Here is a 21,827-nt window from a genome sequence, read left to right as displayed (position 1 = left end):
CGGGCCGGCCGGCGCCTCGTGCGGCGGCGACACCGGGCCCAACTCCTCTGCACGTAGATGCAATCGGCTCGGTGATGGGGCCGGGGTGTGGCTAGGCTCTCCGGCAGTCCACCCCGACGCTCCCAGGCAGGTGAACCATGCCCTCAGTCATGCCGTCCAGCAGTGCGGAAGCGGCCCGGAAGGAAGTCGCCTCCCGGCTCCGGGAGTTGTGCCGCGACGCCGGAATCAACGGGCGCGAGCTGGCCCTCCGGGCCGGCTGGCACCCCTCCAAGTCCTCCAGGATCATCAACGCGCTGACCTCCCCGTCCGACGAGGACATCCGCACCTGGTGCCGGCTCTGCGGCGCGGAGGAGCAGTCCGCCGACCTCATCGCCGCGACGCGGTCCGCCGAGTCGATGTACGTGGAGTGGCGGCGTCTCCAGCGCACCGGGCTCACGCGGTTGCAGAACTCGTACGTGCCGCTGTTCGAGCGCACCGAGGTCTTCCGGGTCTACAGCTCCACGCTCGTCCCCGGATTCCTCCAGAGCCGCGCGTACGCGACGGCGCTGCTGTCCGCCATCACCCGCTTCCACGGCACGCCCGACGACGTCGCCGAGGCGGTCGACGCCCGGCTCGCGCGGTCGCGCATCGTCAGGGAGGGCAGGCAGCGGTTCGCGCTGCTGATGGAGGAGTCGGTGCTGCGCCACCGGGTCGGCGACGCCGGGACGATGCGCGGGCAGCTCGTGGACCTGCTGGCCGCGACCTCGCTGCCCGCCGTCTCGCTGGGGGTCATCCCGGCCGGTGCGGAACGGGAGGTGTGGCCGCTGGAGACGTTCAGCGTCTACGACGGCGGCAGGGTCGAGGTGGAGACCCTCACGGCCAGCCTGACCGTGACCAGGCCCCGCGAGATCGCCCACTACCTGGACGCCTTCGAGAAGTTGTCCGCCATGGCCGTGTACGGGGACCGGGCCCGGGCACTGGTCGGCTCGGCGGTCGATGCGCTCGCGGGGAGGTGAGGGTGCCCGGTTCTCGGTGAACCGATAGCACAACTCATCTTTTCATTATGGAACTTGACAGAGAACGCCGCCCATACTGATGAATCTGACGAGCGGTCAGTTTGGCATGACCCCTGCCGTGATCAGGATGCGGTCAGTATCCGTCACGGAAAAGGGTGGTTCACATGACGAGTATCAGTGGAGAGCCGATCCCGGCGATCACCGAGGCCACGCTCACCGACATCGCCACCAACGGCATCTGGGGCGACGGTCTGATCCCCAGTGCGTCCGTGGTCGGGGTGGCCGAGGCCTTGCTCGCGGCTCTCCGGGGCGAGTCGGGGGTGCAGCTGCCGCCGGCGCTGGCGGAGCTGGTCGGCGAGGTGCGGGAGAAGGCCGTGACCGAGCTGTCCGGGATCGAGGGCGCCGGCGGCGTCCGGCTGTCCGGGCTGGCCATCAAGCTGCGCGACGGCAATCCGCACCCGGTCGTGATCGTGCCGGCGGGCTGGAACCCGTACGGCTGGCTGCCGTTCCTGTACCTGTACCTCACGCTGGCACGGAAGGGGTACCACGTCCTCGCGTACACCCCGCGCGGTATCGGCATCAAGGGCTGGGTGTCCACCTCGCAGGGCTTCATCGACGTCGGCGGCAAGAAGGACTGGGCCGACGGTGAGAAGGTGATCGACTTCGCGGAGCGGCACTTCGGCCCCGGCAAGGTCGGCTTCCTCGGCGAGTCCTACGGTTCCGGGATCAGCCAGCTGGTCGCCGCCCACGACGAGAAGGCCCGGGTCTCCGCGGTCGTCGCCCTGAGTACCTGGGGCAACCTGGCCACCAGCCTCTACGACAACGGCACCCGGCACGTGAAGGCGGTGGAGGCGCTGATCGCCTTCACCGGCGGCCCGCGGGAGGAGAAGTTCGACCAGGAGACCCTGGACGTCCTCGACGACTTCGCGGCCGGCCGGAACCTCGACAAGGTCGTCGCCTGGGGCACCGAGCGCTCCCCGCAGACCTACGTGGACAGGACCAACGAACGCGGCATCCCGACGTTCATCTCGAACACCTGGCACGAGACCCTGTTCCCGGTCGCCCCGGTGATCGACACGTTCACGGCGCTCACCGTGCCGAAGCACCTGAACCTGTGGATCGGCGACCACGGCGCCCCCGAGGGCCCCGGTCTGGCCGGCCTGGTGCCCGGAATCCCGTTCCCCGGGCTGGCGGTGCCGATCCAGGAGGCCTTCGCCTGGCTGGACCACCACCTGCTCGGCCAGGACAACGACGTGCCGGGCTGGCCCCAGGTGGTCAACCAGTCCATGTTCACCTACGAGACCACCGGCACCATCATCGGCACCAAGCGGATCACCGTCCCGGCCCGCCGCGAGTCGTACGCGTCGTGGGACGAGGTCACCACGGACGGCGAGACCTGGCACCTCACCGGCGAGGGCGAGCTGACCGACAAGCCGGCCACGGGCTGGTCGCGGGAGTTCCTCGCGGGAAGCCTGACCGAGGCCGACGCGGGTGAGCTGCTCAAGACCGGGCAGAAGGAGTGGTTCGGCAACCCCAAGCCCTACGACCGGGCGACGTTCGATCCCTCCCGGCTGCTGGTCTGGGAGACCGACGCGCTCACCGGCTCGGGCGCCGTCGCCCGGCGCATCCGGGGCGCCGCCACCGTACGGCTCACCGTGCGCAGCACCACCGACACCGCCGTGCTGGTGGCGTACCTGTACGACGTCGCACCGGACGGCAGCGCGCGGATCATCACCCACGAGCCCTACACCGCCGACAACCTGACCCCGGACACCGACGCCGCCGTCAGCTGGCGGCTCCAGCCCACCTCCTACGACCTGTCCGCAGGGCACCGGCTGGCGCTGGTCGTCAACAGCCGCGACCCGCTGTACTCGACCGCGAACGCGGTCACCGTCGTCACCACCACCACCGTCAGCTCGCCGAACGACGGCGAAGCCGTCCTGGAGCTGCCGCTCGGCTGATCCCCGGGAGGCAGGACGGCCCGCCGCAGCGGCTCTGCGGCGGGCCGTCCACCGGCGCCGCTCAGGCCCCGTCCTGGCGCGGCCGCCCGCCGTCGCGCAGCAGGAGCGCGATGACGACCGACAGCACCGCGCCGGCCACCGCGAGGCCCCACAGCACGGAGTGGAAGGCCGAGTCGTAGGCGTGCGCGAGGAAGTCCGTGAAGGCGTGCCGGTCGGTGGCGCCGGACAGTTCGGCGGCGCCCGCGAAGTCCCCGCCGGCCGCCCGGTCGGTGACCGCGGCGACATCGGTGGCCTCGGCGGTCCGGGCGGCCCCGCCGGCGGCGCCCGGGTGCGCGCCGATGCCGTCGGCGATCCGGCCGCCGAGCACGGTGGCCAGCGCGGAGCCGTAGACCGCCACGGCGACGGCCTCGCTGCCGAGGCGCAGGGTGTTGAGGAAGCCCGCCGCCATGCCCGCCTTGGCCGGGTCGGCCAGTGCCAGGGCCTGCCCGTCGACCAGGCCGGCCGACAGGCCCATCCCGGCGCCGGTGACCAGCATCGGGGCGGCGAGCAGCAGGACGGTGGCGGAGGGGGAGAGCAGGGTGAGGGCGAGGTCGCCGGCCACCAGGCAGACCAGGCTGAGGCGGATCAGGGTGAGCGCGGGCACGCCCCGGGTGACCAGCCGGGCGGCGAGCATCGGGAGCGCCAGCACCGGCGCGGTGAGCAGCAGCATCAGCAGCCCGGCGGCGCCGGTGCCGCGGCCGGTGACGGCGGTCAGGTAGCTCGGCAGGTAGGTGAGCACGGTGACGAAGCCGAAGGAGGCGGCCACCGGCACCAGGCAGAGGCCGACGAAGCGGCGGTCGCGCAGCACGCCGAGGTCCAGCATCGGGTGGGCGGTGCGGCGCTCGACGACGGCGAAGACGGCCAGCACGAGCGCCGCGCCGAAGAACAGGCCGAGCACCGCCGAGCTGCCCCAACCCCACTGGGAGCCCTGCACGATGGCGGTGGTGAGCAGCACCATGGCGAGCACGAACAGCGCGCTGCCGGGGACGTCGATCCGCCCGCGGCCGGTCCTGGCCGTCCCCGAGGACGGGGCGGGCGGTGCCGGCACCGTACGGGAGATCGTGCGCAGCGCGGGCAGGACGAGCGCGACGGCGACGGCGTGTGCCGCGAACACCCAGCGCCAGCCGAGCCCCTGCACCAGCACACCGGACAGGGTCGGGCCGACGGCGACGCCGACGCCGGCGACGGTGCCGAACAGCGCGAAGGCCCTGGCGCGGGCCGGGCCGTCGAAGGCGGTGGAGAGGATCGCGGCGCCGCAGGAGAAGATCGCGGCGCCGCCGATGCCGGTGAGGGCGCGGGCGGCGTCCAGCCAGAGCACGCCGGGGGCCACGGCGCCGGCCAGCGAGCCGAGGGCGTAGAGGGCGACGCCGGCCGCGAAGGCCCTGACCCGGCCGACGACGTCGGCGACGGAGCCCCAGACCAGGGTGAAGCAGGCGAAGGCCACGTTGAAGGCGTTGACCACCCACTGGAGCGGGGCCAGGCCGGCGTGGGTGCCGGCGCCGATCCGGGGGAGGGCGACGGCGGTGCCGGAGATGGACATCGGGACGACGAACACCGCGAGGAGGACGGACGCCAGCGTCAGGGCGAGCCCGGGCTGTGGCCGTGGTGCGGGGCGGGTCGCGGGTACGGCGGAGGGCAGGCTCTGCGTACGCAAGGGGCGTGACTCCAGGCTCGGACCGGCCGTCGGTCCCGACGGCCAGGTAAGGATTTGATCGAACCTCACGGTGGCATGCGACCGAGGTACGATGCAACCCATACCTGAGGACGCCCGAGGATGGAGGATCCGATGCCCGACCCGGAAGGCCACCCCTCGACCGAGGAGATGGACCTGCGGACCGTGCTCAACGCGCTCGCCGATCCGCTGCGCTACGGGGTGATCTCCGCCCTGCTGCGGGAGGCCGAGGGGGCGGCGCGCACCTGCGCCTCCTTCGACCTGCCGGTCTCCAAGTCCACGCTCACCCACCACTTCCGGGTGATGCGCGAGGCCGGACTGATCCGCCAGGTCGACCGGGGCAACAGCCGTGCGGCCACGCTGCGCCGCGAGGAGCTCGACCGGCGATTCCCTGGGCTGCTCGACCTGCTCCGCACGGACTCCTGAGCGTCCGGAAGCCCGGGTGGGTCCGTCCGCGGTGGGCCGTTGCTGGGTGGGCCGGCCCACCCGGGCCCGCCCTCAGGCGGGTTCGTAGGCCGTCTTGCGGACCAGGGCGCGCGCCTGCGCCGAGTCCATGGGGTGGGCGAAGAGGTAGCCCTGGCCGAGCGGGCAGCCCATCGCGGCGAGCAGGTTCCGCTGCTCCGGGTGCTCGATGCCCTCCGCGATGACCTGGACACCGAGGGTGTCGGCGATCCGGGTGATGCCCTCGACCAGGGCGTACTGCTGGGGCGAGTGGCCGAGGCCGTCGATGAAGGACTTGTCGATCTTGAGCAGCGAGATCGGGAACTCGCGCAGGTAGGACAGCGACGAGTAGCCGGTGCCGAAGTCGTCGATGGCGATGCCGACGCCGAGGCCGGACAGGGTGGCCATGTCGGCGTGGATGCGGTCGTCGCGGCGCATCAGCACGGACTCGGTGAGCTCCAGGACGAGGGTGTGCGGGTCGATGCCGGAGGTGGCCAGTGCCTGGCGGACCACCTCCACGAAGCCCGCGTCGCGGAACTGGCGGGCCGAGACGTTGACGTTCACCCGCAGCGGCGGCCGGCCGGCGGCGGTACGGAGCGCCGAGCTCGCGGCGTGCCAGGCGGCGACCTCCTGGGCGGCGCGCTCCAGCACCCAGGCGCCCAGCGGGACGATCTGGCCGCTCTCCTCGGCGAGGGCGATGAACTCGTCGGGCAGCACCATGCCGCGCCGGTCGTGCGGCCAGCGGACCAGCGCCTCGAAGGCGACCAGGTCGCCCGAGCGAAGGTCGACGATCGGCTGGTAGTACAGCTGGAAGGCCGATTCCGCGATCGCCGAGTCCAGGTGCTCGTTCAGCTCGTGCCGCTCCACCATCCCGGTCTGGAGGGCCGGCCGGTAGTGGCACCACTGGCGGCGGCCGGCCGCCTTGGCGGAGTAGAGCGCGAGGTCGGCGTGGGTGAGCAGCTCGGCCGCGTCCACGCTGTCCTCGGTGGTCGCCACGCCGATGCTGGCGGTCACCCGCACCGCGCCCGCCTTGAGCCGGAACGGTTCGGCGAACACCGCCAGCACGCCGGCCGCGATGGTGTCCACGTCGGAGGGCCGCCGCGCGTCCTCCACCAGGACGGCGAACTCGTCGCCGCCGAGCCTGGCGGCGGTGTCCGAGGCGCGCAGCGCGGTGGAGATCCGCAGCGAGACGGCGACCAGCAGTTCGTCGCCGACCGCGTGGCCCTGGGTGTCGTTGACCACCTTGAAGTCGTCCAGGTCGATGAAGAGCACCCCGGTGACGGCCCCGCTGCGCTCGCCCCGGGAGAGCGCGTGCCCGACCCGGTCCTGGAACAGCACCCGGTTGGCCAGGCCGGTCAGCGAGTCGTGGAAGGCCCGGTGGGTCAGCTCGCGCTCCATCTGCCGCTGCTCGGTCACGTCGCGCAGGGTGAGCACCAGGGCGCCGACGGTCGGGTCGGCGCGCAGGTCGTTGAAGCGGACCTCGACCTCGATCGGGGTGTGGTCCTGCCGCAGCAGCCGCCAGTGCTCGCGGGGCTGCTCGCTCCTGGGCTGGTCGGCGGCCCCGCGCATCCGGGCCAGCGCCTTGCCGACCTCCCGGCTGTCCTCGGGCGGGACGAGGTCGGTCAGCAGGGTGCCCGCCAGGCCGGGGTGGCCGAGCACCGTCTCGGCGGAGGGGGAGGCGTAGCGCACGCCGTCGTCGGCGTCGAGGATCAGGATGACGTCGCTGGAGTTCTGCACCAGGGTGCGGAAGTACAGCTCGCTGTCGCGGCGGGCGACCTCCTGGCTCAGCACCACCCGCTCGACGGCGAGGGCCGCCTGCCCGGCGAGGATCTCCAGCGAGCCCCAGAGGCTGATCAGCTCCTGCTCGGTGCCGGTGACGATCAGCGCGCCGATCAGCGGGTCGCCCGAGGGGCGCTCGGCGAGGGTGAGCGGGCAGACCAGGGCGTACGGCATGCCGCCGAGGCGGGTGCGCCGCTCGCCCTCGGGGCCCGGGCGGTCGCGGCCGGGGCCCGGCAGGTCGCGCCCGGGGTCCAGGGGGTCGCGCCCGGGGCTCGGGCCGAGGGACGCGACGGGCAGCAGCAGCGTCCTTCTGGCGGTGGCGAGGGCCAGCACCTCGTCGGAGCGCGCGGCGTCCCCGGGTGCGTGCGGCGCGGCGCCGCTCCCGGCGTGCCGGACGTGCAGCACGCCGTCCCCGGCCACCGTGAGCAGGGCGACGTGCCCGGGCTCGGTCGGCATCAGGGTGGAGGCGGCGGACTGGACGGCGTTCGCGACCTCCTCCACCGTGACGGCCGCGGTCAGCCGGGCGCCCGCCTCGCGCAGCGCCCGTTCGCGCGCCACGGCCTGCCTGCGGGCGGAGACGACCACCGCCAGCCGGGCCAGCACCAGCAGGTAGAGCAGCGCGGAGAAGGCGCCGATCACGCCCGCGTTGCTGGTGTTGCCGGCCAGTGCCTCGATGATCAGGATGGCGGGCGCGATGAGCGAGGCGAGGGTGAGCAGCACCAGCCGGGCGGTGCCCAGGTCCGGCTGCTGGGTGGGCACCGGCCGGGTCAGCTCGACCATCGACGGGTGCAGCGCGGCCGCGCCCCAGGCGGTGTAGAAGGCGGCCCAGCCGAGTTCGACCGGCGTGCCGATGTGCCAGGTGCCGTGCAGCTGGATCAGCCCGTACAGCACGTCGGAGACCAGGATGCCGAGCGAGCCGACGGCGAGCAGTTGCAGCGAGCGGGAGTTGCCGCCGCGCGGGGTCAGCAGGCGCAGCAGCAGGGCGAGCACGACCACATCGCCCAGCGGGTAGGCGATCGAGACGGCCTTCTGGAACCAGTCGAGGTCCGGGTTCCTGGCGTACGGGAGGATCAGGTAGATCCAGGCGAGCAGGGCGATCCCGATGGTGGGGATGAGGGCGTCGAGCAGCCCGGCGAGGTCCTGACGGGCCGTGCGCCAGCGGATGAAGCCCAGCACGCCGACCGCGTACAGCACGTACTCGGCGAGGTAGAAGCCGTCCGCGACGGAGGGGAAGGGGTTGGGCAGGTGCAGGATGTCCAGTTGGACGGCCTGTACCACCTCACCCACGGTGAAGCTGAGGTTGGCGAGCGCCAGCACGTACCAGAACCGCGCGTGGGCGGGGCGGTTGAGCCGGACGCCGGCCACGATGGCGACGACGCCGCCCAGGCCGATGCCCGTCCACCAGATGATCCGCTGGCCCGGATTCGCGTAGTAGATGCCGGTGAACAGCACCATCCAGAGCAGGTAAAGGACCATCAGGCGGTGTCGCCGGCGAGTCAACGAAGCTACCTCCTCCGCGACATCACCCCACCGGTCGGGCGGGGGAGTTCGGGCGAGGGCGGGACGGGCCGGAGGGTACGGAGCCGGCCCGGTGGGACGGATGGGCGCTTTCGCGCAGCAGCGAGGCGTCCGGTGGGGGTGCGACCGGACGTCCTCGACAAGGCAGGAGTGCGTATAGTCGGAAATGTCGCACTCCCCAGCATTCTGCCGCCACAGCACGAGGTCAAGCCGGTGGACGACGCAGCAGACAGCGCACAGGGCGTACGGGCGGATGTGAACTCCGGGCGTCACGCCGTGGTCCGCAACGGCCACGGTCAGTATGCGATCTGGCCCGGTGGCCTGACCGTTCCGGCCGGCTGGCAGCAGGTCCACGGGCCGGCCGGCCCGGCCGACTGCCGGGAGTGGGTGGAACGCGCGTGGCGCCCGGCCGGGCTGGGCTTCGCCGGCGGCACCCCCGTCCGGCGGGAGGCGGCCGGATTCGCGGACACGGTGCACGGGCTGTTCCGCGCGCGGGCGGCGCACGACCCGGAGGCGGTCGCCGTCCTCGCCGAGGACGCCACCCTGAGCTACCGCGAACTCGACCTGCGCAGCGACCGGTTGGCCGCCGCGCTGCGGGCGCACGGGGTCGGTCCCGAACAGGTGGTGCCGGTCTGCCTGGAGCGCGGGGCGGGGCTGGTGACCGCCTGGCTGGCGGTGCTCAAGGCCGGCGGGGCCTTCCTGCCGCTGGACCCGGCGCACCCGCGGCGGCGGCTGGCCCGGCTGGTCGAGGACTGCGGGGCGCGGGTGCTGGTCGCGGAGGGTTCCGCCGGGGGCGCGGACGGTGACGAACTCCCGGGAGTGGTGCGAGTCTCCGCGCCCGGGCTCTCCGGCGCGGACGTGCCGGGGCCTTTCGGCGCGGACGTGTCGGGCCCTCCCGGTGCGGACGTGCCAGGGCCTCCCGGTGCGGACCTGCTCGGACAGGACGGCGCCCTCCCCGACGACCTCGCCTACCTGATCTACACCTCCGGCACGACCGGCCGCCCCAAGGGCGTGCCGGTCACCCACCGCGCACTGCTGTTCACCCTCGACCGGATCGTCCACGCCTACCGGCTGCGCCCCGGCGAACACGTCCTGAACCTGGCCGCGCTGGGCTCCGACACCGCGCTGGAGCAGGTGCTCGGCGCCCTGCTCGCGGGCGCGACGGTCGTCCTGGGCGGCGGCGGGAGCGCGGGCGGCACCTGGGCGCCCACCGAGCTGGCCGGCCGGCTGCCCGGGCTCGGCCTGGCCGTCGCCGACTTCACCCCCGCCTACTGGCACCACCTGCTCGACCTGCTCCCGCCCGGCGGCCCCGGGCCGCGGGGCCTGCGGCTGGTCGTGGTCGGCGGGGACGCGGTGCACGCCGACGACTGCCTGCGCTGCCTGGAACGGCTGCCCGGCGCGCGGCTGCTCAACGCGTACGGGGTCACCGAGGCGGCCGTCACCTCGACGCTCTGCCTGGTCACGGCGGAGCTGCTGGGCGGGGGTCCCGGCGCCTCCGCCGCGCCGGTGCCGATCGGACGGCCGCTGCCCGGCGTGCGGGTGCACGTGCTGGACCCGCGGCTGCGCCCCGTCCGGCCCGGGGAGAAGGGGCAGATCCACCTCGGCGGGCCCGGCCTGGCCCGCGGCTACTGGCGGCAGGCCGGGCTGACCGCCGAGTCCTTCCTGCCCGACCCGTACGCGCCGCTGCCCGGTGAGCGGATGTACCGCACCGGTGACGCCGGACGCTGGCGGGCGGACGGGCAGTTGGAGATCCTGGGGCGCTTCGACGACCAGGTGAAGGTGCGCGGGCACCGGGTGGACCCGGCCGAGATCGAAGCCGTCCTGGCCGCCCACCCGGACGTCCGGCAGACCAGGGTCGCGGCCGACGGGCAGGCGGCGGACGGCACCCGGACGCTCACCGCGTACTACACGCCCGCCGCCGGGGCGGCCGACGGTGCGGCGGGGCTCCGGGCGTTCCTGGCCGAGCGGCTGCCGGAGTACCTGGTGCCGGCGCGGTTCGTGCCGCTGGAGGCGATGCCGCTCACGGCCGCGGGGAAGATCGACCGGCGGCGGCTGCCGCACGCCCCGGTGCGTCCGGCGGCACCCGCTTCTCCGGCGCCCGCTTCCTCGGCAGCCGGGGTATCCGGCGCGGGGGCGGTGGAGGAGGCCGTCGGGCGGCTGTGGGCGGAGCTGCTCGGCGTCGAACACGTCGGCCCGGACGGCGACTTCTTCGCGCTCGGCGGTACCTCGCTGCTCGCGATGGAGATGCTGGCCAGGGCCCGGATCATGTTCGGCATCGACGTCGGGCAGGTGCGGACGCTCACCCGGGCGCTGCTGCGCGCACCCGTACTGCGGGCCTTCGCGGGGGCGTTGCAGGCGGCGCGCGCGGAGGCGGGTGCCGAGTCGAGTGCGGAGGCGGGTGCGAAGTCGCGGGCGCAGGCCCCCGCCGGCGTCGGACGGCCCGAGGCCGCCGTCGACTGGTTCGCGGAGGCCCGGCTCGCCGAGGGCATCCGGCAGTCCTGGAGCCCGGCGCCCTCCCGCGCCGACCCCGCCGAGATCCTGCTCACCGGCGCCACCGGCTTCTGCGGCGCCCACCTGCTGCACGCGCTGCTCGCCACCACCGGGGCGCGCATCCACTGCCTGGTCCGCGCGCCCGACGAGGAGCACGCGCTGGAACGGCTGCGGGCCGCGCAGCAGCGCTTCCTGCGGCACGACCTCGCCGACCCGCGGGTGGTGCCGCTGGCCGGCGACCTCACCCGGCCGCGACTGGGGCTGACGGACCGCCGGTTCCACTGGATGGCCGAACACCTGGACGCCATCCACCACCTCGGCGGACAGGTCAACTTCCTCTACCCGTACCACCAGTTGCGGGGGGCCAACGTCGGCGGCACCCGGGAGGTCGTCCGGCTCGCCGGGCACAGCCGGGGCATCCCCGTGCACTACCTCTCCACCCTCGCGGTGCTGGCCGGCTTCGGCGCGGCCGGCGTCCCGAAGGTCACCGAACGGACCCCGCTCGCCCACCCCGAACGGCTCGGCGTCGGCTACGTCGAGAGCAAGTGGGTCGCCGAGCAGCTGCTGCACAACGCGGCGGCCGCCGGGCTGCCGGTCACCGTGCTGCGCACCAACGACGTCACCGGGGACCTGGCGGACGGGGTGATGAACACCGGCACCGAACTGTGCGCGCTGATCGCCTACCTGGCCGACAGCGGGACCAGCCCGGACGTGCAGCTGCTGCTGGACTTCGTCCCGGCCGACCGCTTCGCCCGGGCCATCGCCCACATCGCCGCCCACGCACCCGCCGCCGGCGAGGCCTACCACCTCACCTCCCCGCGGCCCGGCGTCCTCGCCGACCTCGCCGGGCGGCTGCGGGCCCGCGGGCACCGGATCGCCCGACTGCCGTACGGGGACTGGGTGCAGCGGATGATCCGGTTCGCCGCGGGGAACCCGACGCACCCGATCGCACCGTTCGTCCCGCTGTTCGTGGACCGCGCCCCGGGGTCGGAACTGTCGATCAGCGAGATGTACTTCCGGCCGACGTTCCCGCTGTTCGAGCGGACGAACGCGGACGCGGCGCTGGCCGGGAGCGGGATCGAACTTCCGCCGGTGGACGCGGGGTTGATCGACCACTACCTGTCCGGGCTGGAGCGCGAGGGCTTCCTGCGGGCGGCGTCGTGAGCTCCTTCGGCGCCGCCCTGGACGCGTTGGACCTGCGACGCGGGCCGGGGGAAGGACCGGTGGCCTTCGGCGGGTCGCTCGGTTCCGGCTGTTCCGGCTGTTCCGGCAGCTCAGGCGGGGCGCCCGGTGCCGGGGAACTGCTGGCGGCCTACCGGCACGGGCTGTTCCCGCTGCCGGCGGCGGACGTCTACACGAGCGCGTACAACGAGGCGGTGTACGGCGAGGCCGTCGAGGCGGGCGAGGTGGCACTGCTGCCGGGCGGGGCTGACCCGTACGCGCTGGCCTGGTGGTCGCCCGACCCGCGGCCGGTGATCGCCCCCGGCGCCGTACGGCTCGGGAGCCGGCTGGCGCGGCGGCTGCGCAACCGGTCCTCGTGGTGGACGAGCGCCGACCGGGCCTTCGGGCAGGTGCTGGAGGCCTGCGCCGAGGGGCGCCAACCGGTGTGGCTCACCGATGAGTTGGCGGCGGCGATGCTGCGGCTGCACGAGCTGGGGGCGGCGCACAGCGGGGAGGTGTGGGAGGGGGAGGAGCTGGTCGGCGGGGTGTTCGGGGTCACGGTCGGGCCGGTGCTGAGCCTGGACTCGATGTTCCACCGCCGCCCGGACGCCGCCCGGGTCGCCGTCGCCGACCTCGGGGCGCGGTTCGCCGCGGCGGGCGGGCGGCTGCTCGACGCCCAGTGGGACGGTCCGCACGTACGGAGCCTGGGTGCCGAGCCGATGGCGCGGTCGCGGTACCTCGCGGAGCTGTCCGGCGGCGGAACCGGTGTGCTGGAGCGGGCGCCGCTGCCGGCGGCGCGCCTGGGCTGACCTGGGGGCTGACCTGCGGTCGGACCAGCCCGGTCCGATCTTTGGTCTGTCTTCGACAAACTTATTCCCCGTCAGTAACATGACGCCGCGTGTTCAAGAGTTCCATAGGCAGGGCCGTCGGCCCCGCCGCCCTCACTCTCACCCTCACCCTCACCCTCGTCCTCGCCGGGGCCGCCGCGTGCGGGCCGGCCGATCCCGGTACCTCCCAGGCCGGTGCCGTACCGGCCGTCGCCACCGCCACCGCCACCGTCGCGGAACCGGCCGCGACCGCCGCCGGGGGCAGCCCGGCCGCTGTCGCCAAGCCCGCCGGCGGCACCCCGCGCGCCAAGGCGGGCAGCCCCGCCGGCGGCCGTCCGACCACCGTCAAGGTGCCCGTCACCGCCGCGCCCGCCGGGGACCGGCAGGCCGCGATCGGCAACCCCGGCAAGGACGGTGGCGCGGTCGCGGCGGCGGCGAAGAACCTCCAGCTGATCGCGTACGACCCGGCGGGCGGGACGGCGGTGCTGTCGGCGGCGGGGCGGGCCGCCACCGCCCCGGCCTCGCCGAGCGCCGTCCCGAGTGCTGCCCCGAGCGCCGCCCCCACGGCGGCGACTGCCGCCGTCCAGCCCGGGCAGCTGATCGCCAGCCCGCCCACCGCCGCCGCACCGCAGGGCGCGCTGGTCGCCGTCACCGGCGTCCGCCCCGGCGCGGGCGACACGCTCGCCCTGACCACCCGTCCGGCCACCCTGGCCGAACTCCTCGGCAGCACCGAGGCCGACGGCAGCGTCCCCGTCGACCCGCGCGGCATCACGGCGACCCCGCTGGTCAAGGACCTCAAGGCGACCGCGGGCCTGACCGGCGACGGCGTGCGCGCCGACTACACCGGAGGCAAGGGCTGGACCCCGGTCACCAGCGCCGAGACCAAGATCACCCCGGTGCACGTGCGGCTCAACGACAAGGCGGGCGTACGGGCGGCGCTCGGCGCCGAGATCAGCCTCGGCCTGTACGACACCGTCGGCGTGGAGACCACCGTCGCCCCCTATCTGCGCGCCCAGGCCGAAGGCTCGCTGGTCGCCGACTCCTCCGGCAACCCGCCGAAGGCGCAGGGCAGTTGGTCACTGGTCGGCGGCGTCGACCTGAACGGCTCGCTGCTCGCCCACCTGAAGGTCTTCGGCGCCCCGGTCATCGAGGGCAGGCTGCCACTGCCGCCGTTCCACCGGGAGTGGCCCCTGCTCGCCGGCTCGGCGACGCTGCCAGCCCCGCGGCCAAGCAGTAGCTGATCTTTCGTCATCACATGGGCCCCTCGGTCGAGTTCACCGACCGAGGGGCCCTCGTCATCGCCGGGCTCGGATCCTCGGGCCGCCTCCCGGGTGGCCGGGCGGCCGGACCGGCCGGAGTCCGTCGGCGCGGATTCTGTCGGTGCGGGGTCCTAGACTCCCGACCGTGGTGGACGAGCTGGGACTTGAGGCCACGGCCGGATGTCGTTCGCCGAGCAGCGCCGCCGGAACGGCCTGCCCCCGGCGGTCTAGCCGCCGGGCCCGCCGCGGGCGGTGAGTGCGAAGGCCGCGGCCGTGGCGGCGAGGCGGCCCGGGCGGCGGCGAACCCGTGGGCGGTGTCGCGGAACGGGTCCGGGCCTGACCGGCGAGGTCAGGGGGACAGGGACGCCCTCGGGCCCTCGCCGAGTCGGTCACCAGCCGCTGCCGGCGGGCCCGGTCCGGAGGCGGGCCATGGCCGGTGGGTCGTGTACGACAGCGGCTGGATACCATCGCGGGGTGATCACTACCAGCGCCCGCACCACGGTCTTCGACATCGACGGCACCCTCTGCTTCGACGGGCGGACGATCGACCGCCGGATCCTCGCCGCGATCGAGGACTGCGAGCGGGCCGGTCACCAGCTGGTCTTCGCCTCGGCCCGGCCGGTCCGCGACCTCCTGCCGGTCCTGGACGGGGTGTTCCCCACCGCGACGCTGATCGGCGGGAACGGCAGCCTGGTCTCCGTCGACGGCCGGGTGCGGGCGCGGGCCGCGTTCGAGGCGGATGAGCTGGGCCGGCTGCTGGCCGAGGCCGAGCGGTTCCGGGCGGGTTACCTCGCGGACGGCCCGTGGGACTACGCCTACACCGGACCGGCCGACCACCCGATCCGCGGCCGGGTCGACCAGGGCGGCCTCGCCCGCCGGGTGGAACTCGCCGAACTCCCCGCCGTCGTCAAGTTCCTGGTGGTCGACGCGACCGACCTGGCGGCCCTCGCCGAGGCCGGCCGCACGCTGGGGATGACCGTCAACCACCACCTCGACGAGGCGATCATCGACTTCGCCCCGGGCACCACCAACAAGTGGGAGGCGCTGTCCTCGCTGGGGATCGACGCCTACAACGCCTTCGGCAACGACATCAACGACCTCGACCTGCTGCGCAACGCCCGGCACTCGGTGCGGGTCGGCGCCCACCCGGGCCTGGACGGCGTCGCCCGGGTCACCGTCACCGCCGAGCCTGAGGCCGTGGCGGCCGAGATCTCCCGGCTGGCCGCGGCCCCCGGCCGGTAGTCACCGGACGGCCGCGCGCTCGTACGTCACCGTGCTCCAGGCACTGCCCGGGCTGCCGCTCCAGGTCATCGCGGGCGGCCGGTACCACGACCGCATCGCGCGCGGCGCGGACGGGCGGTGGCGGTTCGTGGAGCGCCGGGTGCGGATCGCTCTGGTCGGCGACGTGAGTCGCCACCTGCGGGGCCCGGCTCGTCCTCCGCACACCGGGGCAGCGGCTCTCGCTGACGGCGGGGACCTCCCGGCACGGGAGGCGATGGCCGGCATCGCCGAGCCAACCCGCGGCAGACGTTGGGGACTTCTCGGCCACGATGACGGCTTCAGGCAGCCGAAGGCCGTCCGGAACGCGGACAGGGGCGGCGCTCCGTACGGAACGCCGCCCCTGCCCGGACGTCGGACACCTGACGGTCAGAACATCAGGCCGTCAGACTGTCGGACGGGTCAGTTCGACTCGTAGTAGCCGAGCAGGTCGACCAGGAGGTCGGCGTCCTCCCAGCCCTGGTTCCAGAAGTCGACGATGCCGCCCTTGCCGCCCGAGGTCTGCGCGACGTTCGGGACGGTCGCGCCGGCCGTCCAGTTGAGCGTCGAGGAGACCGGACGGTTCGGGACGACCGCGTTGCCGTTCTGGTAGTTGGACCAGTAGTTCGGGTCGGGGTCGACCGACAGGAAGCCCGGGCCCTTGGTGTTGGTGACGGTGGTGTTCAGCACCCAGCCGTCGACCTCGGGGGTGGTGGTGTCGCCCTCCAGGCCCAGCACGAAGTAGCCGCGGGCCGGCACCGGGGCGGCCGGACGGTTGCCGTCGGGCACGCGGGTGTCGAGGAGCCGGACCGGAACGCCGACCGGGACCAGCGCCGAGCGGCTGGTGGGGGTGTAGTAGCCGACGACGTCGAGAACCACGTCGGCCGGGTGCCAGCTGCCGTTGCGGATGGAGACCTTGCCGTCCGCGCTGACGGGCACGATCACCGCGTTGGCGACCGTCTGGCCCGCGGTGAAGTTGACGCTGGAGGTGGTCGGCGCGGCCTGCCCGCTGGGGTAGGCGGTCAGGTGGCCGGCGTCCTGGGGATTGGTGACCGTCAGGTTCAGCGCCACCGCGGTGACGCCGTACGGCACGCCGTTCCGGCCGGCGATGGCGACGTCGAAGCCGCTCTGGCCGGCGACCGGGCCCTGGGCCGTGCCGAGGCCCGAGCGGGTGTCGACAACGCGGCTCTGCGTCACCGACTTGTAGCCGCTGGCGGTCTGCGGCGTGAAGTAGCCGGTCACGTCCGCGAGCAGGTCCACCGACTGCCAGCCGGCGTTGAACAGGTAGACGTACCCGTCGTTGCCGACGGTGGCGACCACGAGGTTCGGGACGGTCTGGCCGGCCGTGAAGTTGAGGTTCGAGGTGGTGGCGTTCTCGGCCGAGCTCTTGGTGGGCTGCACCGAGATGTGGCCGGGGCCGTCGGCGTTGGTGACGGTGACGTTCAGGACCACCGCGTAGGCGCCGACGGGGATCTGGGCGGCGCCGTCGATCTTCAGGGCCACCGTGCTGCGGGCGCCGACCTTGGCCGCGGCGGCGCCGACGCCGGAGCGGGTGTCCAGCACGCGGGTGGGCGTGTGGGGCGTGAACTCGGCGCCCAGGGTGCCGACCGTGACCTGGTTCGAGCCCTGGACGCCCTGCGAGGCCTCCTTGGCCGTCACCTTGATGTCGAACACGCCGACCGTGGCGTACTTGTGCTTGGTGATGCGGGTGTCGTTGCCGCCCCCGCCGACGGTGGTGTTGAAGGTGCTGGTCGTCCCGTCGCCCCAGGCGATGGTCACGGCGAGGTTGGAGGTGTCGGTGGGGAAGAGCTTGGTCTCCAGGTCGATGCCGTGGGCGCTGGCGGCCGTGGCGTGCAGGCCGACGCCGATGACCGCGGAGAGCTTCCGGGTACCGGTGTCGCCCTGGGCGGGCGCGGCCTGGCCGGCCTGCTCGCCGGGCACCGGCGAGGTCACCGTGCGGTCGGCGGGGCTGTCGAAGGTCTTGCCGGGAAGCTTCTTGATCGCGTCCGCTCCGGCGCTGCCGGCCGCGGGCCCGGTGGGCGCGGAGCCGGCGGGCGCGGACTTGGCGGGCGCCGAGGCGGGCCCGGCCGCCTGGGCGATCCCGGAGGAGGCCATACCGACACCGGCCGCCACGAGGGCAGCGACTACCACAATTCGGCGATTACGCACCGATTCCCCCATAAATGTGTTCAAAGACGAACAGATTCCACACAGTTCGAATGCGCGTTCAGCGTACAGCGCGCCACTGTCAGGTGGGACGGGATTTTCCGGCGTGAGCTGCCGGGTCCCGGTCCGCGGACGGTGCCGGGTGCGCTCCGGCGAACCCCGGGTGAACTGCTGTGACTTGACGGGGGCCTTTGCGATGTCCGGCGCGGAGTCAGCAGCCGTGCAGGAAGCAGGCGACGACGCGGCGCACCAGGGACAGGACCGTCACCAGACCGAAGACGCCGACCCCGAGGAGCATGCCGACCGCCGCGCCGGCCGCGACCAGCCCGACGAGCAGCGCCGTCAGCCGCGCGCCGGACCGCTCCGCGCGGCCGTTCTCCCGCTCCTGTGCGCCCATACACCCACCCCCGGGCCAGGATGCCCCGCGGCCGCGGCCCGCCGAAGTACGGGGACGGCCTCGAATCGGCGGCGGTTCGGTGACGGCCGCCCGGTGCCCGGTGCCCGGCGGCCCGGTGCCCGGTGCCCGGCGCGCCGGAACGGCACCCCCGCCGCCTCCCTTGACGGCGGCGGGCGCCGTCCCCCAGGGTGTGCTCCACTCCCTCGCACCGCTGCCCCCATCGGCACTCCCACCCGGAGACGGCATGCGTGCACACACCCGCCAGACCCACCCGACCCACCGGAACCGCCCGACCCGCCGGCGCGGCCGCGCCGCCCTTCCCCTCGGCCTCTCCACCGCCGTGCTCGCGGTGGCCGGCTCCACCGTCGGACTGGCCGCCTCGGCGACGGCGGCCCTGCCGAACGTCGAACTGATCGTCAACGGGCGGTTCGACTCCTACCCGTGGATCTGGGACTGCGAGCCGACCACGTCGCGGAGCACCATCCCGCACGAGCACTACACCACCGGCCGGCCGACCGCCGACAGCTATGCGGGCTGCACCCAGAAGGTCAGGGTCCAGCCGGACTCCGCCTACACGCTGACCGCCTCGGTGCGTGGCCCGTACGCGTTCGTCGGCGTCTCCGGCGCGGGCACCGCGCCCACCGCCGCCTGGTCGGACGAGCGCGACTGGAACGACCTGACGGTACGGGTCACCACCGGGCCCGGCACCACCGAGCTGACGGTGTACTTCCACGGCTGGTACGGGCAGGGGCCCTACGACGTGCGGGGGGTGTCCTTCGTCGGCCCCGGCGTCCCCCCGAGCCCGTGCGGCGAGCCGGGTTCCGCCTCGCCGACGGCGAGCGGCGGCCCCGCCACCCCCTCGCCGAGCGCCACCCCCTCGCCGACCGCCAGTTGCTGGCGCACCTACCTGCCCTGACGGTCCGCCGCCCCCGGCCGGCCCGGGGGCGGCGGTCAGGCGGCGGTCAGGAGGGGACCAGACGGGGGACGAGCCGGACGTAGACGAGCATCCCGAGGACCTCGACGAGGGTCTGGGTGACGACCACGGACGCGGCCGGCGCGAGGGAGCCCGGCAGGGCGAGCGCCAGGGGCAGCACGACCAGGGAGTTGCGGGTCGCGCCGGTGAAGACGATCGCGCGCCCGGCCCCGGCGTCGAGGCGGAACAGCCGGGCGACGGCCTTCCCCGCGAAGGCCATCACGACCAGGAACAGGACGTAGAAGGGGATGACACCGGCGACGTCGCCGAGGCTGCCGCCGAGCTTGGGGACCTGGGAGGCGACGACGGTCAGCAGGGTCGCGGCCATCAGCGGCACCATCGTGGTGGTCGCGGCGTCGGACACCCGCCGCCCGGCGGGCCGGCGCGCGGCCCAGGCCTGGAGCAGCCACGCCGCGGCGAGCGGGACGACGATCAGGGAGACGAACGCCCCGACGAACGGTCCGGCCTCGACGACGTCGGCCAGCTCCGGCCCCATGAAGAGGTAGAGGAACCCGGGCAGCAGCACCATCTGCGCCACCAGCAGCAGCGGGGTGGCGGCCAGCAGGCGGCGGTTGGAGCCGCCGGCCAGGCCGGAGAAGACGGTGACGTAGTCCACGCACGGGCAGAGCAGCACCAGCAGCGCGCCGATCCGCACGGCCCGGTCGGCGGGCAGGAACGCGAACATCGCGGCCACCACGAGCGGCACCACCACGAAGTTCACCACGAGCGCGGCCGTGAGGAAGCGGCCGTCGCGCAGGGACCGCAGCAGCTCGGCGGCGGGGACCTGGAGGAAGGTCACGAACAGCAGCAGGCCGAGCACGGGGTTGATGGCGTGCTCCAGCCCGGGCCCGGCGGACGGCGCCAGCCACCCCAGCAGCCCGCCGGCCGCCATCGCCGCGAGGTAGATCACCACCTGGTGGTGCTCCATCCGCTCGACCAGGCCCCGCGGTCCCTGCCCAGACACCCGACTGCTCCCTCGTGCCGCTCGTCGTCGCCGCCCTGGTGGCGGCCCGCTCCCATCCTCACAGGTCACGGGCCCGCCCCCGGCACCGGTCGACGGGAGGCAGCCGGCCTTCGGCGGTTCGGGGGATTGCGGCGGGCCGTTCCGGCACGAGCGCGGCGCCGGGGGAATCCATGGCCGGGACGGGCGCCGCAACCGGTCGTGCGCCCGCGGAAGCAAGGGAGAGACAGTCATGCGTCGTCGATTCGCAGTGGCCGGGATGCTGGCCGCCGCCGGAGTGCTCGCACTCGCCGTTCCGGCCCAGGCCGCGACGGGAACCCTGGTCGTGAACGGTGTGGTCAAGCAGAACCCGGCGCGGGGCTGTTACCCGACCCTGTCGCCGGTGATCGTCGAGAACCTCACGGACGTGGCGGTCGACGTGTACTCCGCGCCGAACTGTCAGGGCACGGTGACCCGCGAGGTGGCCGCCGGGATGACCGCGGCGACGCTCGGGTTCAGCTACTACGTCAACTGACGCCTGCTCCGTCGACTGACACGGCGGAGGGCTGAGGGAGCGGGAGGCCGGACAGTCCGGCCTCCCGCTCCCGGCCGCTCCCGGCGGAGGCGGACGAGCGCTCGTGTCGTACTCCGCAACCGTCGAGTTCCGGACCCGGTCTCCCCTACCCTTCCCCCATGCTCTCTGTGGTGGTGGCCCCCTGGGTGGGTGACTCCGATCCGGTGTACGTCCGCGACCCGGACGAACTGCACGACGCCGCGAGCACGATGAAGGTCGCGGTGCTCGCCGCTCTCTGCCGCGGCGGGGCGAACCTCGACGCGGAGGTGCCGGTGGTGAACCGCTTCGAGTCCGTCGTGGGCGGCGAGTTCGGCAACGACCCGGACTGGGACAGCGACCCGCTGCCCTGGGAACTGCTCGGCACCCACGTCCCCCTCCGGCTGCTCGCCGAGCGGATGATCACCCACTCCTCCAACCTCGCCACCAACATCTGCCTGGCCCGTACGACCCGGCAGGCCGTCGCGGACGTCTGGCGCCGTGCCGGAGCCACCCGCAGCGCGACCCCGCGCGGGATCGAGGACTACGCGGCGCGTGCCCAGGGCGTGCACAACCGGGTGAGTGCCCACGACCTGGTCCGGCTGCTGCGCTCGCTCGCCGGCGAGCCGGAGCTGCTCGCGCTCCTCGAACGCAACGAGTTCCGGGTGGACCTGGCCGCCGGTCTGCCCGCCGACACCCGGATCGCCTTCAAGAACGGCTGGTTCCCCGGAGTCCGGCTCAGCGTCGGGCTGGTCCAGTCGGCCGACTGCCCGCCGTACCTGATCGCCGTCTGCTACACCGGTCCGCTCGCCGACGGCACGGACCGCGCCGACCCGGCGGCCCGGCTGATCGCCCGGATCTCCAAGGCGGTGTGGGACCGGCGCGACCAGATCACCGGGCGAGCGTCGTCAGCCCGTCCAGCGCCGCTTCGTTCAGCAGGTTGATCCGGACGAACCCCTCGCGGCCGGTGAGTTGGACGCGCCGCACGCCGTTGAGGTGCAGCCAGGTGCAGAAGGTGCCGAGCAGGCTGCTGGAGCCGCCCGCCGGGATCACCTGGCCGGGCCCGTACTCCGCGTCGTCGTACTCGCGGTGCAGCCGGGCGATCTTGGCCCGCAGCGCGCGGTCCTCGTCGATCGCGGAGTACCGGGTGACGTCGCCGAGCAGGTACGGCGGGGTGTCGGCGAGCGGGCCCAGGTAGTCGGCGACGTACGGGTGCCCGCCGTTGTAGTCGGAGACGAACAACCGCCCGTGCGCGTCCTGCCGTTCGCGCTCCACGGCCTCGTGCAGGTCGAGCATGCGGAACAGGGACGGCACCGTACCCCCAGGCGTCGGCTGACCGGACGGCCGTCAGCCTGCCCCGTGATCCGGTGCGGCACAAGACCGCCCCGACCGGCGGGACCGG

General features: G+C 74.1%; 16 protein-coding genes. 10 read left to right on the top strand and 6 right to left on the bottom strand.

The genetic code is table 11. From position 1 onward, the window contains the following. Positions 1-149 precede the first annotated feature (149 nt). Positions 150-995 (top strand): helix-turn-helix domain-containing protein, encoded by an 846-nt coding sequence (locus tag ACZ7C5_RS05590; RefSeq protein WP_401084977.1) that lies wholly within the window; start codon positions 150-152, stop codon positions 993-995. 164 nt (positions 996-1,159) lie between these two features. Continuing rightward, positions 1,160-2,956, top strand: coding sequence for an alpha/beta fold hydrolase (locus ACZ7C5_RS05585; RefSeq protein ID WP_401084974.1), 1,797 nt, complete (start codon positions 1,160-1,162; stop codon positions 2,954-2,956). 61 nt (positions 2,957-3,017) lie between these two features. Here ACZ7C5_RS05585 and ACZ7C5_RS05580 read toward each other — a convergent pair whose 3' ends face one another. Beyond that, positions 3,018-4,535: an MFS transporter gene (locus ACZ7C5_RS05580; protein ID WP_401085300.1), complete on the bottom strand. Its 1,518-nt coding sequence runs from the start codon at positions 4,533-4,535 to the stop codon at positions 3,018-3,020. 246 nt (positions 4,536-4,781) lie between these two features. Here ACZ7C5_RS05580 and ACZ7C5_RS05575 point away from each other — a divergent pair, with 246 nt between their 5' ends. Next, on the top strand, positions 4,782-5,093 hold the full coding sequence (locus ACZ7C5_RS05575; RefSeq protein WP_401084971.1) for an ArsR/SmtB family transcription factor: 312 nt from the start codon (positions 4,782-4,784) through the stop codon (positions 5,091-5,093). A 72-nt stretch (positions 5,094-5,165) separates the two neighbouring features. On the opposite strand, the gene ACZ7C5_RS05570 is transcribed toward ACZ7C5_RS05575, so the two are convergent. Beyond that, positions 5,166-8,387 carry a putative bifunctional diguanylate cyclase/phosphodiesterase gene (locus tag ACZ7C5_RS05570; protein ID WP_401084969.1) on the bottom strand — a complete coding sequence of 1,074 codons (3,222 nt, stop codon included), beginning with the start codon at positions 8,385-8,387 and terminating at the stop codon, positions 5,166-5,168. 231 nt (positions 8,388-8,618) lie between these two features. Between ACZ7C5_RS05570 and ACZ7C5_RS05565 the strand changes: the two genes are divergently transcribed. The 4 genes from ACZ7C5_RS05565 to ACZ7C5_RS05550 all read left to right on the top strand — a co-directional run bounded on the left by ACZ7C5_RS05565 (position 8,619) and on the right by ACZ7C5_RS05550 (position 15,384). Further along, complete coding sequence (locus ACZ7C5_RS05565; protein ID WP_470322045.1) at positions 8,619-12,059, top strand: amino acid adenylation domain-containing protein; 3,441 nt, start codon at positions 8,619-8,621, stop codon at positions 12,057-12,059. Then, positions 12,056-12,865: a leucyl/phenylalanyl-tRNA--protein transferase gene (locus tag ACZ7C5_RS05560; protein ID WP_470322044.1), complete on the top strand. Its 810-nt coding sequence runs from the start codon at positions 12,056-12,058 to the stop codon at positions 12,863-12,865. The genes ACZ7C5_RS05565 and ACZ7C5_RS05560 overlap by 4 nt, the downstream gene beginning before the upstream one ends. Before the next feature lie 89 nt (positions 12,866-12,954). Continuing rightward, positions 12,955-14,124, top strand: coding sequence for a hypothetical protein (locus tag ACZ7C5_RS05555; RefSeq protein ID WP_470322043.1), 1,170 nt, complete (start codon positions 12,955-12,957; stop codon positions 14,122-14,124). Positions 14,125-14,616: 492 nt separating this feature from the next. Continuing rightward, positions 14,617-15,384 carry an HAD hydrolase family protein gene (locus tag ACZ7C5_RS05550; protein ID WP_470322042.1) on the top strand — a complete coding sequence of 256 codons (768 nt, stop codon included), beginning with the start codon at positions 14,617-14,619 and terminating at the stop codon, positions 15,382-15,384. A 438-nt stretch (positions 15,385-15,822) separates the two neighbouring features. On the opposite strand, the gene ACZ7C5_RS05545 is transcribed toward ACZ7C5_RS05550, so the two are convergent. Together ACZ7C5_RS05545 and ACZ7C5_RS05540 are read right to left on the bottom strand one after the other, a co-directional pair. Further along, positions 15,823-17,514 (bottom strand): hypothetical protein, encoded by a 1,692-nt coding sequence (locus ACZ7C5_RS05545; protein ID WP_470322041.1) that lies wholly within the window; start codon positions 17,512-17,514, stop codon positions 15,823-15,825. A gap of 262 nt (positions 17,515-17,776) precedes the next feature. Beyond that, positions 17,777-17,962, bottom strand: a complete 186-nt coding sequence (locus ACZ7C5_RS05540) for a hypothetical protein (RefSeq protein ID WP_401084951.1) — start codon at positions 17,960-17,962, stop codon at positions 17,777-17,779. Between the two features lie 244 nt (positions 17,963-18,206). Between ACZ7C5_RS05540 and ACZ7C5_RS05535 the strand changes: the two genes are divergently transcribed. Beyond that, a complete protein-coding gene (locus ACZ7C5_RS05535) occupies positions 18,207-18,878 on the top strand; it encodes a carbohydrate binding domain-containing protein (RefSeq protein ID WP_470322040.1) in 672 nt (223 codons plus the stop codon). 46 nt (positions 18,879-18,924) lie between these two features. Here the strand turns inward: ACZ7C5_RS05535 and ACZ7C5_RS05530 are convergent, their stop codons facing one another. Beyond that, the gene (locus tag ACZ7C5_RS05530; protein WP_470322100.1) at positions 18,925-19,863 is read right to left on the bottom strand and encodes an arsenic resistance protein; all 939 of its coding nucleotides are present in this window, start codon (positions 19,861-19,863) and stop codon (positions 18,925-18,927) included. Between the two features lie 265 nt (positions 19,864-20,128). Between ACZ7C5_RS05530 and ACZ7C5_RS05525 the strand changes: the two genes are divergently transcribed. Beyond that, positions 20,129-20,410, top strand: coding sequence for a hypothetical protein (locus tag ACZ7C5_RS05525; protein WP_401084945.1), 282 nt, complete (start codon positions 20,129-20,131; stop codon positions 20,408-20,410). 158 nt (positions 20,411-20,568) lie between these two features. After that, complete coding sequence (locus ACZ7C5_RS05520) at positions 20,569-21,369, top strand: serine hydrolase (RefSeq protein WP_401084942.1); 801 nt, start codon at positions 20,569-20,571, stop codon at positions 21,367-21,369. On the opposite strand, the gene ACZ7C5_RS05515 is transcribed toward ACZ7C5_RS05520, so the two are convergent. Beyond that, positions 21,317-21,721 carry a hypothetical protein gene (locus tag ACZ7C5_RS05515; RefSeq protein ID WP_401084939.1) on the bottom strand — a complete coding sequence of 135 codons (405 nt, stop codon included), beginning with the start codon at positions 21,719-21,721 and terminating at the stop codon, positions 21,317-21,319. The two genes, ACZ7C5_RS05520 and ACZ7C5_RS05515, sit on opposite strands and share 53 nt — an antisense overlap. Positions 21,722-21,827: the final 106 nt, after the last annotated feature.

This window comes from Kitasatospora sp. NPDC036993 (genome assembly GCF_055607525.1).
Note: the sequence above shows the minus strand (reverse complement) of the source record. Positions and strands in the feature narration are given on the sequence as shown.

Excerpts from the sequence above, each read along its gene's own strand:
- ACZ7C5_RS05590 (WP_401084977.1), top strand. The coding sequence starts at position 150 with ATGCCGTCCAGCAGTGCGGAAGCGGCCCGGAAGGAAGTCGCCTCCCGG.
- ACZ7C5_RS05585 (WP_401084974.1), top strand. The coding sequence starts at position 1,160 with ATGACGAGTATCAGTGGAGAGCCGATCCCGGCGATCACCGAGGCCACG.
- ACZ7C5_RS05580 (WP_401085300.1), bottom strand. The coding sequence starts at position 4,535 with ATGTCCATCTCCGGCACCGCCGTCGCCCTCCCCCGGATCGGCGCCGGC.
- ACZ7C5_RS05575 (WP_401084971.1), top strand. The coding sequence starts at position 4,782 with ATGCCCGACCCGGAAGGCCACCCCTCGACCGAGGAGATGGACCTGCGG.
- ACZ7C5_RS05545 (WP_470322041.1), bottom strand. The coding sequence starts at position 17,514 with ATGGCCTCCTCCGGGATCGCCCAGGCGGCCGGGCCCGCCTCGGCGCCC.
- ACZ7C5_RS05540 (WP_401084951.1), bottom strand. The coding sequence starts at position 17,962 with ATGGGCGCACAGGAGCGGGAGAACGGCCGCGCGGAGCGGTCCGGCGCG.
- ACZ7C5_RS05535 (WP_470322040.1), top strand. The coding sequence starts at position 18,207 with ATGCGTGCACACACCCGCCAGACCCACCCGACCCACCGGAACCGCCCG.
- ACZ7C5_RS05530 (WP_470322100.1), bottom strand. The coding sequence starts at position 19,863 with ATGGAGCACCACCAGGTGGTGATCTACCTCGCGGCGATGGCGGCCGGC.
- ACZ7C5_RS05525 (WP_401084945.1), top strand. The coding sequence starts at position 20,129 with ATGCGTCGTCGATTCGCAGTGGCCGGGATGCTGGCCGCCGCCGGAGTG.
- ACZ7C5_RS05520 (WP_401084942.1), top strand. The coding sequence starts at position 20,569 with ATGCTCTCTGTGGTGGTGGCCCCCTGGGTGGGTGACTCCGATCCGGTG.
- ACZ7C5_RS05515 (WP_401084939.1), bottom strand. The coding sequence starts at position 21,721 with ATGCTCGACCTGCACGAGGCCGTGGAGCGCGAACGGCAGGACGCGCAC.